This window comes from Pseudomonas sp. P42, assembly GCF_017973755.1.
In the GTDB taxonomy this organism is placed as follows: Bacteria; Pseudomonadota; Gammaproteobacteria; order Pseudomonadales; family Pseudomonadaceae; genus Aquipseudomonas; species Aquipseudomonas iridis.
This window is the reverse complement of sequence record NZ_JACOPU010000009.1, coordinates 80426-93781: the sequence shown is the minus strand read 5'-3', so window position 1 is coordinate 93781 and position 13356 is coordinate 80426. Positions and strand designations below refer to the sequence as shown.

9 protein-coding genes are annotated in these 13356 nt (G+C 59.6%); 4 read left to right on the top strand and 5 right to left on the bottom strand.

The annotated features are described in order from the left end of the window. Positions 1-71 precede the first annotated feature (71 nt). Positions 72-1355 carry a Zn-dependent hydrolase gene (locus tag H8B20_RS26090; protein WP_210625013.1) on the bottom strand — a complete coding sequence of 428 codons (1284 nt, stop codon included), beginning with the start codon at positions 1353-1355 and terminating at the stop codon, positions 72-74. A 173-nt stretch (positions 1356-1528) separates the two neighbouring features. After that, the gene (locus H8B20_RS26085) at positions 1529-3013 is read right to left on the bottom strand and encodes an NCS1 family nucleobase:cation symporter-1 (RefSeq protein ID WP_210625012.1); all 1485 of its coding nucleotides are present in this window, start codon (positions 3011-3013) and stop codon (positions 1529-1531) included. 623 nt (positions 3014-3636) lie between these two features. On the opposite strand from H8B20_RS26085, the gene hydA reads away from it, so the two are divergent. From hydA to preA, 3 genes are all read left to right on the top strand, one after another. After that, positions 3637-5076 carry a dihydropyrimidinase gene (gene hydA / locus H8B20_RS26080; RefSeq protein WP_210625011.1) on the top strand — a complete coding sequence of 480 codons (1440 nt, stop codon included), beginning with the start codon at positions 3637-3639 and terminating at the stop codon, positions 5074-5076. 156 nt (positions 5077-5232) lie between these two features. Continuing rightward, complete coding sequence (locus H8B20_RS26075; RefSeq protein WP_210625010.1) at positions 5233-6600, top strand: NAD(P)-dependent oxidoreductase; 1368 nt, start codon at positions 5233-5235, stop codon at positions 6598-6600. Then, positions 6601-7875 (top strand): NAD-dependent dihydropyrimidine dehydrogenase subunit PreA, encoded by a 1275-nt coding sequence (preA, locus tag H8B20_RS26070; protein ID WP_210625009.1) that lies wholly within the window; start codon positions 6601-6603, stop codon positions 7873-7875. Positions 7876-8085: 210 nt separating this feature from the next. Here preA and H8B20_RS26065 read toward each other — a convergent pair whose 3' ends face one another. The 3 genes from H8B20_RS26065 to H8B20_RS26055 are packed head-to-tail and all read right to left on the bottom strand — an operon-like array spanning position 8086 to position 11539. After that, positions 8086-8706, bottom strand: a complete 621-nt coding sequence (locus H8B20_RS26065) for a TetR/AcrR family transcriptional regulator (protein WP_042559668.1) — start codon at positions 8704-8706, stop codon at positions 8086-8088. A 38-nt stretch (positions 8707-8744) separates the two neighbouring features. Further along, a complete protein-coding gene (locus H8B20_RS26060; RefSeq protein ID WP_042559669.1) occupies positions 8745-9887 on the bottom strand; it encodes an HlyD family secretion protein in 1143 nt (380 codons plus the stop codon). Beyond that, complete coding sequence (locus tag H8B20_RS26055) at positions 9884-11539, bottom strand: MFS transporter (RefSeq protein WP_210625008.1); 1656 nt, start codon at positions 11537-11539, stop codon at positions 9884-9886. The genes H8B20_RS26060 and H8B20_RS26055 overlap by 4 nt, the downstream gene beginning before the upstream one ends. Before the next feature lie 320 nt (positions 11540-11859). On the opposite strand from H8B20_RS26055, the gene H8B20_RS26050 reads away from it, so the two are divergent. After that, positions 11860-13155 carry an OprD family porin gene (locus H8B20_RS26050; protein ID WP_210625007.1) on the top strand — a complete coding sequence of 432 codons (1296 nt, stop codon included), beginning with the start codon at positions 11860-11862 and terminating at the stop codon, positions 13153-13155. Positions 13156-13356 lie beyond the last annotated feature (201 nt).

The following is a 13356-nucleotide window of genomic DNA, read 5'->3' as shown; positions in this document are numbered from 1 at the left end:
GACTGGCAACTCCTACAGCAGAAACACGAATTCCTGTGCAGGAGCTCCAGAAGACTGCGATCTTTTGGTCTTCAAGCCGCGCGTTGTCCCCCCGCCACCATCGCCGAAGCCGCCAGCATCGCCCGCAGCAACACCGCGCACCCCGCCGCCAGATCATCCGGTGCGGCGTTTTCGATTTCGTTATGGCTGATACCGCCTTCACACGGTACGAAAATCATCCCGGCAGGCCCCAGTTCAGCGAGGAAAATCGCGTCGTGGCCGGCGCCGCTGACGATGTCCATGTTCGACAAGCCCAGACCCTTGGCGGCAGCGCGCACAGCGTCGACGCAACCCTTTTCGAAGTACAGCGGCGGGAAGTCGGCTGTCGGGGTCAGTTCATAGGTCAGGCCGTGCTCTTCGCAGGTGGCCTCGATGACTTGTTTTACCTCGGCGATCATAGAGTCCAGGCGCGCCGGTTCCAGATGGCGGAAGTCGAGGGTCATGCGCACTTCGCCAGGAATGACGTTGCGCGACCCCGGATAGGCTTGCAGGCAACCGACCGTGCCGCAGGCGTGGGGTTGATGGCCGAGGGCGGCGCGGTTGACGGCGCCGACGATGACCGAGGCGCCGACCAATGCGTCCTTGCGCAGGTGCATCGGGGTTGGCCCGGCATGGGCTTCGACGCCGCGCAGCTTGAGGTCGAACCACTTCTGCCCCAGCGCGCCGAGCACCACGCCGATGGTTTTATGTTCGTCTTCCAGAATCGGACCTTGTTCGATGTGCGCCTCGAAATAGGCGCCGACCTTGTGCCCGCTGACTTTGCGCGGCCCTGCATAGCCGATTGAATTCAACGCTTGGCCAACGGTGACGCCATCGGCATCGACTTTGGCGAGGGTTTCTTCGAGGGTGAATTTTTCCGCGAACACGCCAGAACCCATCATGCACGGCGCGAAACGCGAGCCTTCTTCGTTGGTCCAGACCACCACTTCCAGCGGCGCTTCGGTTTCCACGCCGAGGTCGTTAAGGGTGCGCAACACCTCGACACCGGCGAGTACACCGAAGCAGCCGTCGAACTTGCCGCCAGTGGGTTGCGTGTCGATATGGCTTCCGGTCATCACCGGTGGCAGGCTCGGATTGCGCCCAGCGCGGCGGGCGAAGATGTTGCCGACCTCATCGACCGTGACGCTGCACCCGGCGTCCTTGCACCACTGCACAAAAAGATCACGGGCCTGGCGGTCGAGGTCAGTCAGGGCCAGGCGACAGACACCGCCCTTGACCGTGGCGCCGAGCTTGGCCAGTTCCATTAACGACGACCACAAGCGGTCGCGGTTGATGTGCTGATGGGTCGATTGCAGAACGTCTACAGCTGCGTTCATGGGGATCTCCTCAGGCTGCTTTTCTTATGGATATTGCTGTGGCGTTTGTGAGACCGCCATCGCTGGCAAGCCAGCTCCCACAGAGATCAAGTCGTACACAAAATATGTGTTCACTCAAATACCTGTGGGAGCTGCGGTGCGACGATTCGACTTGCCAGCGATAGGGTCCTGCCTCACACCGCCGATTTCACGACTGAAGGCTGCGCTCGCATCACGCACAACCCGTAATAAATGATTCCTCCCAACGCCGAGCCAGTGAACCAGCCGTAGCTGTAAAACCAGCTGAACGCATCACTGCCCAGCGACAGCAAGGTCAGCACCACCGGCACACCAAACGCGACGAACCCGGCCCAGTTCCACGCTGGGTAAACGTCGTCGCGATACAATCCGGCCAGGTCCAGTTGTTGTTTCTTGATCAAGAAATAATCCACCACCATGATCCCGGCGATCGGCCCGAGCAGGCTCGAATAGCCCAGCAGCCAGTTGGAATACACGGTTTCGAGGCTGACGTCGGAGACGATCAGGCCGAGTTTTTTCAACAGCTCATGGGTCATCAACACCAGCCCCACCAGACCGGTCAGCAACACGGCTTTGGTGCGGTTGATGACCTTCGGCGCGATGTTCTGAAAGTCGTTGGTTGGCGAGACGATGTTGGCAGCGGTGTTGGTCGACAACGTGGCGATGATGATCAACGCCATCGCCACCGCGACCCATACCGGGCTCTGAATGTGGCCGATCAGGGTGACCGGGTCAGCAACCGTCACGCCGACCAGCTTCACTGACGCGGCCGTCATGATCACGCCGAGGGAGGCGAACAGGAACATGGTCAGCGGCAGGCCAATGATCTGCCCGACAATCTGATCCTTCTGGCTCTTGGCGTAGCGACTGAAGTCAGGAATGTTCAGCGACAACGTGGCCCAGAAGCCGACCATCGCCGTCAGCCCGGCGGCGAAGTAACTGACCACGCTGGCACCTTCAGGGCGCTTGGGCGGGATCGCCAGCAGTTCGGTCATCGACACATTGGGCATCGCCCACACCAGCAGGCCGATACCGACCGCGACCAGCAGCGGCGCGGACAAGGTTTCCAGCCACTTGATCGACTCGGCGCCGCGAATCACCACCCACAGGTTCAGCGCCCAGAAGATCATGAAACCGATCACTTCGCCGGTGCCACCGAGGGATTTCCAGCCCTCGAACACCGAGCCGAGAAACAGGTGGATCGCCAATCCGCCAAACATCGTCTGAATGCCGAACCAGCCACACGCGACCAGTGCGCGGATCAGGCACGGCACGTTGGAACCGAGAATGCCGAATGATGAGCGCAACAATACCGGAAACGGAATGCCGTACTTGGTGCCGGGAAAAGCATTCAGCGTCAGCGGAATCAGGACGATGACGTTAGCAAACAGAATCGCCAACAGCGCTTCACCGACGCTCAGGCCGAAATACGCCGTGAGCACGCCGCCCAGGGTGTAGGTCGGCACACAGATCGCCATGCCTACCCACAATGCGGTGATGTGCCATTTATTCCAGGTTCGTTCGCGCACCTTGGTCGGTGCCATGTCGTGGTTGTAACGGGGACTGTCGAGGACGTCGCTGCCGGCTTCAAGCTCAAACAAGCCGTCGCGCTCGGTCACTTGCGATCTGATCTGTTGCATGGCCGCTCCACTGTTCTTCTGATTATTTTTTGCTCATCAGGCGGCTGGCGCATGGGGCGCGAGCCGGACGATGGCCGGAGGAACTGACAACTTTCATGCACCGGCCATGGTGTCAGCGGCGGCATCAATAAACGTGCCGGGTGTACCGCTCAGCGCTCGGGCCGTGCATTAAACGCATTGCAACTTTCTGATATTGCTCGATTTTAATTATTCACCGGGTGAGCCTTCGGAAACTTGTCTGGGCGCTCAGGCTAAACGCTTGGCTAGTTGTCCGAACAGACAGGACTCAAACTGGTGCACTGCACTTTTTTTGTTGATGAGCGATCAACCGCAGCTCAACTTCAAGCGGCTGATTTCACATAAGAAATCTTGACCATATTTCCATCCTGTCAAGTGCGTCAAAATGGTGAGCAGGCTCACCATTTTGGTGATTTTGATTATTTTTCGTTAATTATCAGTAATTTAATTAAGATATAAGCTTATAGAAAATTATCTTGATCTATTGTAAAACTGAGGCTAGTTTCTATTCCTGACAGCGATGACAGGAATACGCCCTTCGCCGCTGTACATCAATAAAACATTTAGAACCGGCACAAGTCGGTCATGCCTGCGAGGAACTCGGAATGTCTCTGTTGATCCGTGGCGCCACCGTTGTTACCCATGATGAAAGTTATCGCGCCGACGTCTATTGCGCTGACGGCGTGATTAAAGCCATCGGTGAAAACCTTGATGTTCCCGCCAGCGCTGAAGTGCTCGACGGCAGCGGTCAATACCTGATGCCCGGCGGCATCGACCCACACACTCATATGCAACTCCCGTTCATGGGCACCGTGGCCAGCGAGGATTTCTACAGCGGCACGGCGGCCGGTCTGGCCGGCGGCACCACGTCGATCATCGATTTCGTCATCCCCAATCCGCAGCAGTCGTTGATGGAGGCGTTTCATCAGTGGCGTGGCTGGGCGGAAAAATCGGCGTCGGACTACGGTTTCCATGTCGCGATCACCTGGTGGAGCGAGCAGGTACGCGAGGAAATGGCCGAACTGGTCAGCCATCACGGGATCAACAGCTTCAAGCATTTCATGGCCTACAAGAACGCGATCATGGCCGCCGACGACACGCTGGTGGCGAGTTTCGAGCGCTGTCTGGAACTCGGCGCGGTGCCGACCGTGCACGCGGAAAACGGCGAGCTGGTTTATCACCTGCAACGCAAATTGATGGCCCAGGGCATCACCGGTCCGGAGGCGCACCCGCTGTCGCGGCCTTCGCAGGTTGAAGGTGAAGCGGCGAGCCGGGCCATTCGCATTGCCGAAACAATCGGCACGCCGCTGTATCTGGTGCACGTTTCGACCAAGGAAGCCCTCGACGAAATCACCTATGCGCGCAGCAAGGGCCAACCGGTTTACGGCGAGGTTCTGGCCGGCCATCTATTGCTGGATGACAGCGTCTACCAACATCCGGACTGGCAGACCGCCGCCGGTTACGTGATGAGTCCGCCATTTCGTCCACGCGGCCATCAGGAAGCGCTGTGGCATGGTCTGCAAAACGGTAATCTGCACACCACCGCCACCGACCACTGCTGTTTCTGCGCCGAGCAAAAAGCCGCCGGGCGCGACGACTTCAGCAAGATCCCCAACGGCACTGCCGGCATCGAAGACCGCATGGCGCTGTTATGGGATGAAGGGGTCAATACCGGGCGTTTTTCGATGCAGGATTTTGTCGCGCTGACCTCCACCAACACCGCGAAGATCTTCAACCTCTACCCACGCAAAGGCGCGATTCGCGTCGGCGCCGATGCCGATCTGGTGCTGTGGGATCCGCAAGGCACGCGCACCATTTCCGCCAAGACCCACCATCAGCAGGTGGACTTCAACATCTTCGAAGGCAAGACCGTGCACGGTGTACCGAGCCATACCGTCAGCCAGGGCCGTGTGGTCTGGGCCGATGGCGACTTGCGTGCCGAACGGGGTGCCGGACGGTACATCGAACGACCGGCGTATCCGGCGGTGTTTGATTTGCTGAGCAAGCGGGCTGAGCAACATAAGCCGACAGCTGTGAAACGCTGAAATCCAGGCCTTCGGCCTTCGCGAGCAGGCTCGCTCCCACATTTGAAATGCTTTCCCCTGTGGGAGCGAGCCTGCTCGCGAAGAGGCCAGTCCAGGCAACACAAAAACCAATGCCCATCAGAGGCAGCACCTCAAATAACCGTGAGGCCATAAACCGTGATCGAGACCCTGAACCATCTCCCCCACCCGCACGAAAGCGCGGCCGCCCTCGCCGGTCATTTCACCGATCTGGCGCCGCCGCTCAATGCTCGGCAAGCCCATCTGGAAGCGTCGCGTTGCCTGTATTGCTACGACGCGCCGTGCGTCAATGCGTGCCCGAGCGAGATCGATATTCCCTCGTTCATCCGCAACATCCATCAGGACAACGTGCCCGGTGCCGCGCAGAAAATCCTTTCGGCGAACATCCTCGGCGGCAGTTGCGCACGGGTCTGTCCGACCGAAATCCTCTGCCAGCAAGCCTGCGTGCGCAACAACGCCCAAGAATGCGCACCCGTGCTGATCGGCCTGTTGCAACGCTACGCCGTGGACAACGCGCGCTTCACCGAACACCCGTTCCAGCGCGCCGCTGCGACCGGCAAGCGCATCGCGGTGGTGGGCGCCGGGCCGGCAGGATTGTCCTGCGCCCATCGCAGCGCCATGCACGGTCACGATGTGGTGATTTTCGAGGCGCGGGAAAAGGCTGGCGGGCTCAATGAATACGGGATCGCCAAGTACAAACTGGTCGACGATTACGCGCAGAAGGAACTGGATTTCCTCCTGCAAATCGGCGGCATCGAAATCCGCCATGGGCAAAAACTCGGCGAAAACCTGACCCTCAGCGAATTGCATCAACAGTTCGATGCGGTGTTCCTTGGCCTCGGCCTCAACGCCAGCAAACAACTGGGCCTGGCCCACGAAGACGCCCCCGGCCTGCTCGCGGCCACCGACTACATCCGCGAACTGCGTCAGGCCGACGACCTGACGCAACTGCCGCTGGCCGAGCGTTGCATCGTCCTTGGCGCCGGCAATACCGCGATCGACATGGCGGTGCAAATGGCTCGCCTCGGTGCTCGCGATGTGAATCTGGTCTATCGCCGCGGCGCGGCGGACATGGGCGCCACCGGCCATGAACAGGACATCGCCAAAGCCAATCAGGTGCGCCTGCTGACCTGGGCGCAACCGGAAGAGGTGCTGCTCGATGATCAGGGCCGCGTACGCGGCATGCGTTTCGCCCGCACGGATCTGGTCGACGGTCGTCTGCAAACCACCGGGGAAACCTTCGAACTGGCGGCCGATGCGATCTTCAAAGCCATCGGTCAGTCCTTCGACGGCAGCGCCCTCGCCGACCCGATGGCCCGTGAACTCAAGCGTCAGGGCGAACGGATTCAGGTCGATGAAAACCTGCGCACCAGCATTCCCGGCGTGTATGCCGGTGGCGACTGCACCAGCCTCGATCAGGACCTGACGGTGCAAGCGGTGCAACACGGCAAGCTCGCCGCCGAGGCGATCAACGCTCAACTGATGCTTAACGTGGAGGCTGCGTAAATGGCCGATCTCTCGATAGTCTTCGCCGGCATCAAAGCCCCTAACCCATTCTGGCTGGCCTCCGCGCCGCCGACCGACAAAGCCTACAACGTGGTCCGCGCCTTCGAGGCGGGCTGGGGCGGCGTGGTCTGGAAAACCTTGGGCGAGGACCCGGCGGCGGTCAACGTGTCGTCGCGTTACTCGGCGCACTACGGCAACAACCGCGAAGTGCTGGGCATCAACAACATTGAGTTGATCACCGACCGTTCGCTGGAGATCAACCTGCGCGAAATCACTCAGGTGAAAAAGGATTGGCCGGACCGCGCGATGATCGTGTCGCTGATGGTGCCGTGCGTTGAGGAATCGTGGAAATACATTCTGCCGCTGGTGGAAGCCACCGGGGCAGATGGCATCGAACTCAACTTCGGCTGCCCCCACGGCATGCCGGAGCGCGGCATGGGTGCGGCGGTCGGTCAGGTGCCCGAGTACGTCGAACAAGTGACGCGCTGGTGCAAGACTTACTGCTCGCTGCCGGTGATCGTGAAGCTGACGCCCAACATCACCGACATCCGCGTCGCCGCCCGCGCAGCGCATCGCGGTGGCGCGGATGCGGTGTCACTGATCAACACCATCAACTCGATCACCAGTGTCGATCTGGAACACATGGTCGCCCTGCCCACCGTCGGCAGCAAAAGCACCCACGGCGGTTACTGCGGCTCGGCGGTGAAACCGATTGCGCTGAACATGGTTGCGGAAATTGCCCGCGATCCACTGACTCAGGGCTTGCCGATCTGCGGCATCGGCGGCATCGGCAGTTGGCATGATGCAGCGGAATTCATGGCGTTGGGCAGCGGCGCGGTGCAGGTGTGCACGGCGGCGATGCTGCATGGTTTTCGGATTGTCGAGGAGATGAAGGACGGCCTGTCACGATGGATGGACAGTCAGGGTTACGCCAGCATCGCCGAGTTTTCCGGGCGTGCGGTGGGCAACACCACGGACTGGAAGTATCTGGACATCAACTATCAGGTGATTGCGAAGATCGATCAGGAGGCTTGCATTGGTTGCGGGCGTTGCCACATTGCTTGCGAGGACACTTCACATCAGGCGATCAGCAGTGTTCGCAAGGCCGATGGCACGCATAAATATGAAGTGATCGATGATGAGTGCGTCGGCTGCAATCTGTGCCAGATCACCTGCCCTGTAGCGGACTGCATCGAGATGGTGCCGATGGAGACGGGCAAGCCGTTTCTGGACTGGAATCATGATCCGAGGAACCCGTATCACGTCGCGGTTTAGATTGCGTGCTGATCCAACGGTCCCCTCACCCTAACCCTCTCCCCGAGGGAGAGGGGACTGATTGGGGAATATTGGCGTTATACACCGACTTGAACGATTTGCTGCGAATCCATAAACGCCTCGGTCTTTCAGGTCGACGTAGCTCGCCAGACACCACGGTCGGCCCCCTCTCCCTCCGGGAGAGGGCTGGGGTGAGGGTCAGCTTTTGATTTAGGGCTCCAACCCGATCCCGCGCAAAATCACACTCGTCACCGTCTGCACCGCCCGCTCGAACTGCATGTCCGACAGCGGCTGGTGATCGTTCAGGATATTCACCTGATGATCAAAGTCGGCGTAATGCTGGGTCGACGCCCAGATCATGTACAGCAGGCTCGACGGCTCCACCGGCAAAATGCGCTTGTCCTCGACCCACTGGCGGATCTTCGCTTCTTTCATCTTCGCCCAGTCATACAGGCTGACATCCAGCGCCTCACCCAGCGTCGGCGCACCATGAATGATTTCATTGGCCCAGACTTTCGAGCCATACGGCCGGCTGCGCGAGTGGTTCATCTTGGCGCGGATATAGCTGCTGAGCACCACCCGCGGGTCATCGAACATCTCGAAGCACAATGCGTCCTGCTTCCAGACCTCCAGCAAGTCGAACAGCACCGCGCTGTACAACTCACTCTTGGTGCTGAAGTAGTAATGCAGATTGGAACGCGGCAGTTGCACCTCCGCGGCGATGTCGGCCATGGCGGTGCTGCCGAAGCCTTTTTCGGCGAAGACCTTTTCCGCGCCGAGGAGGATTTTTTCGACGTTACTGCGGCGAATCTCGATCTTGTGATTGCCCATGTGGGCTCCCTGACAACAACGTTTTCGAAGACTGTTGGTCAATGCGGCTGGGTATCCCCCGCCGCCGTATCAATACTTACCACCACCGACATCCCCGGTCGCAATCGTTCTTCTTCCTGCTGATCGGGATCAATGGTGATGCGCACCGGCACTCGCTGGGCGATTTTGACGAAGTTGCCTGTCGCATTATCCGCCTGCAACAAGGCAAATTCAGAACCGGTACCCGGCGAAATATGCTGCACATGCCCGGTGAATTTGCGGTGGTTCAACCCGTCGACGGTGAAGTGCACCGGTTGCCCGACCCGCACGTTATTCATCTGGGTTTCCTTCATGTTGGCGATCACCCATTTCTGGTTCGGCACCAACGCCATCAACTGCGCCCCGGAGTTGACGTAAGCGCCGAGACGCACGCCGATCTGCCCGAGCTGGCCGTCGCGCGGGGCGACGATGCGCGTGTTCGACAGGTCGATCCGCGCCAGTTGCACGGCGGCGTCGGCGCTGGCGACAGCGGCCTCGAGTGAGCCGCGATTGACGATCACCGTTTGCAGGTCCTGACGGGCGATTTCCAGATTGGCCTTGGCCTGGGCGACGGCCGCGATACTTTGCGCGTCGGCCGCCAGTGCCACGTCCATCTCACGTTTGGACACCGAGCCGTCTCTCACCAGTTCCTTGTTACGGCGCAGATCGGCCGCACTTTTGCGTAACTGCGCTTCGCTGTCGGCGACCACTGCCTGACGCAACTTGATCGTCGCTTCGGCGCTGTTGCGTTGCTGCACCACATTGGCCAGGGCGGCTTTCTGCACCGCCAGTTGCGCCAGCGATTGGTCGAGGCGTTGCTGATAGATGCGGTCATCCAGACGTACGAGCAAATCACCGGCCTTCACGAACTGGAAATCCTGCACCGGCACTTCATAAACATAGCCCGCAAGCTGGGGGCCAATGATCGTCACCTGCCCGCGCACCAGGGCGTTTTCGGTGGTCTCGACGGCACTGCTGAACGGCGGCAATTGCCAGGCATACAGCACGATCAATACGCCGACGATGGCAACCGCGGCAAAACCCAATGACGAGATGATCCGTACCCGCAGTGAACGCGGTTCGGTGCCTGGCGAGGATGGCGGCGCCACGCCTTCCGGGGTGGCGGCGATGGCATTGGTGGTTGTGGTGGTCGGTTCGGTCATGAAGTTGTGGCACCGCTGGAAGATACGGAAGGCGCAGGGGCGACGGCTTTGGTGGTGCTCATCAGCCACAGTGCGCGAATGGAAATCCAGATCATGGTCAGCACCGCGATCACCGCGATAAGCATGAACACATCGTTATAGGCCAGCACGTTGGCTTCGCGCGTCGCGGCATTGGCCAGGCTGCGAATCCCGGCCAGATTGCGCAGGCTCGGGTCGGCCAGTAGCGAGCCGTACGCCGAGCCGCCGCTCTGTACCCGCGCGGCCACTAACGGATCAGACAACGTCAGGTGCTCGACGATGTGGCTGGAATGAAATTTTTCCCGGACGATCTGAAAGGTGCCGAGCAGCGCCGCGCCGATCAGGCCGCCGAGGTTATTGCAGATCCCGAACAGCACAGAAAAACTCACCAGATTGCGTGGATTGGTCAGCACATTGCGGGTGCCGAGGACCATGGTCGGACCGAGGAAAAAGGTACTGCCGAACGCCAGCAAAAACTGGCTGAAATACAGGTTTTCCGGCCGGGTCAGGTTGTTGGAGAAACTGTCCATCACTGAGCCTGTGGCCATCAATGCCAGCGAAATAATCAGCGGCATGAGCAGGTGTTTCGGGTTGATAGTCAGCGCACTGGTCAACAACCCGGCGACGCTGCCGATCATCATCACCACGTACAAGCTGTACAACTGCTGGCTGCTCATGTTGAGGTATTGCATGAAGCCGACGGCACCGGTGGATTGCTCGGAGGTGACCATGCGAATCAGGATCACCGCCAGCGCCAGACGAATCATCACCCCGCTGCCGAGCCAGCGCGTCATCAACATCGGGTTGCTGCGGTTGTGCTCGATGGCCAGGCCCGTGAGTATCAACGCGATCGAACCGGCCAGGGCGACGCCAAGCCAGTCGGCCTCCAGCCACCAGTCGATCCGCCCCAGCGACAGCACCGCGCAGAGCAGCGCCACACCGCTGGCCAGAATCGCGAAGGTGAGAAAGTCGAGTTTTTCGAAGGTCTTGAAGCGGTCTCCGGGCGGCAGCTTGAGCAGCAAAACACAACCCAGCGACAGCAGTGCCATGCCCAATTCGAACAGGTACAGCCCACGCCATTCGGCAATCTGCAACAAATCTTCGGAAAACAATCGCGCCAGCGGCAAAGCCAACTGCGAGCTGCCGAGGCCGAGCACCAGCGCTTTCATCCGCCATTTCGCCGGAAATGCCTGGACCATGTAATACAGACCCAGGGAGCTCAACGCCGCGCCGACCATGCCGTGCGCCGCACGCACCGCCACTGCCGAGTTCAAATCGTTGACGAATAAATGGCCGAAGGTCACCAGCGCATACAGCACCAGAAACACCTCGGTAAACGCACGCAAGCCGAACTGCTGGCGAAACTTCACCAGCAGCAGGTTCATCGACACGTTGGTCATCACATACGCCGCCGGCAGCCAGGCCATCTCCGCCGTAGTCGCACCGAGCGCGCCCTGCAGGTAAATCAGATTGGCGACCACCAGCGAATTGCCCAAACCGCCAGTCAACGCCACCAGCAACCCCACCAGCGCATAGGCCAGTCGCTTGGGATTGGAGTGCAGTGGCGTCGAGGGGGAACCGGGCAAGCTGGGCTTCTCGTGAGGCTGCCAGTTGCGCGGGGCGTATTGATCCATTGAAAAGCCTTGTGCGGGAGATGAACGAAGTTTGCCGCAAAACCGCAGACAGCACATTCCATGGACAACAAAAAACCCTGTGGGAGCTGGCTTGCCAGCGATGAGGCCGGCAGATCCGGCATCTTTGTGTACTGACCCACCGCTATCGCTGGCAAGCCAGCTCCCACAGGGTTCTATGTTGAATGGGCGATTTTTACCTCGAACGAGTCATCGTATAACTTCCTGTTGACTTTCCAGTGAAACCTAGGAAATATCCGCCCTCATGTTGTACGACGACGTATAACAATAATAAAAACAACAATGATCCAGGGAGCGTCACAGTGAGCACAATCGCCCGCAATTCCGTCCGCCCTTCCCGCTTTAGCGTCACTTGTCCTCGTGCCACCCTTAGCCTGATCGGCTGCAGCAGTCTTGTTCTTGCCTTGCCCATGAGCGCCGCCGCCGAAGGCTTTCTGGAAGACAGCAAAGCCACGCTGAACCTGCGCAACGCCTACTTCAACCGCAACTTCACCAACCCGAACAATGCGCAGGGCAAAGCTGAAGAGTGGACGCAGAGCTTCATCCTCGATGCCAGGTCCGGCTTCACCCAAGGCACCGTGGGTTTCGGCATAGACATGCTCGGGCTGTACTCGCAAAAGCTCGATGGTGGCAAAGGCACTGGCGGTACACAGCTGCTGCCGATCCATGATGACGGGCGCCCGGCAGACAATTTCGGTCGCCTCGGTGTGGCGTTGAAAGCCAAGGTGTCGAAGACCGAATTGAAGGTCGGCGAGTGGATGCCGGTGCTGCCGATCCTGCGTTCCGACGATGGCCGCTCCCTGCCGCAAACCTTTCGCGGTGGCCAGATCACATCCACCGAGATCAACGGCTTGAGCCTGTACGGCGGCCAGTTCCGCGGCAACAGTCCGCGCAACGACGCGAGCATGGAAGACATGTCGATGAACGGCCGCGGCGCGTTCACGTCCGACCGGTTCAACTTCGGCGGTGGTGAATACGCCTTCAACGACAAGCGCACCCTGGTCGGCGTGTGGTACGCCGAACTCACCGACATCTACCAGCAGCAATACTTCAACCTCAGCCATAGCCAGCCAATCGGCGACTGGACGCTGGGCGCCAACCTCGGTTTCTTCACCGGCAAGGAAGACGGCAGCGCGCAGGCCGGCGATCTCGACAACAAAACCGCATTCGCCCTGCTTTCGGCCAAATACGGCGGCAACACCTTCTATGTCGGCCTGCAGAAACTCGGCGGCGACGATGCATGGATGCGCGTCAACGGCACCAGCGGCGGCACCCTGGCCAACGACAGTTACAACGCCAGTTATGACAACGCCAAGGAGCGCTCCTGGCAGGTTCGCCATGACTACAATTTCGTCGCGCTCGGCGTTCCCGGGCTAACCATGATGAACCGCTACATCAGCGGCGATAACGTCCACACCGCCACTACCAGCGATGGCAAGGAATGGGGACGCGAGTCGGAACTGGCCTACACCGTACAGAGCGGGCCACTGAAAAATCTCAATGTGAAATGGCGCAACGCGACTATTCGCCGAGACTTCAGCACCAACGAGTTCGATGAGAACCGGCTCTTTATCAGCTATCCGATATCGTTGTTGTAAGGCATCCGCCCTTTGTCTGTGGGAGCGAGCCTGCTCTCGATGGCGTCATGTCAATCAATGCAAATGTTGCCTAAACCGCCGCCATCGCTGGCAAGCCAGCTCCCACAGTGTTGGTGATGAAAACAGGAATCGTACATGCCTTTGATACCTGTGGGAGCTGGCTTGCCAGCGATGAGGGCGGCAGATTCAACATTGATGTTG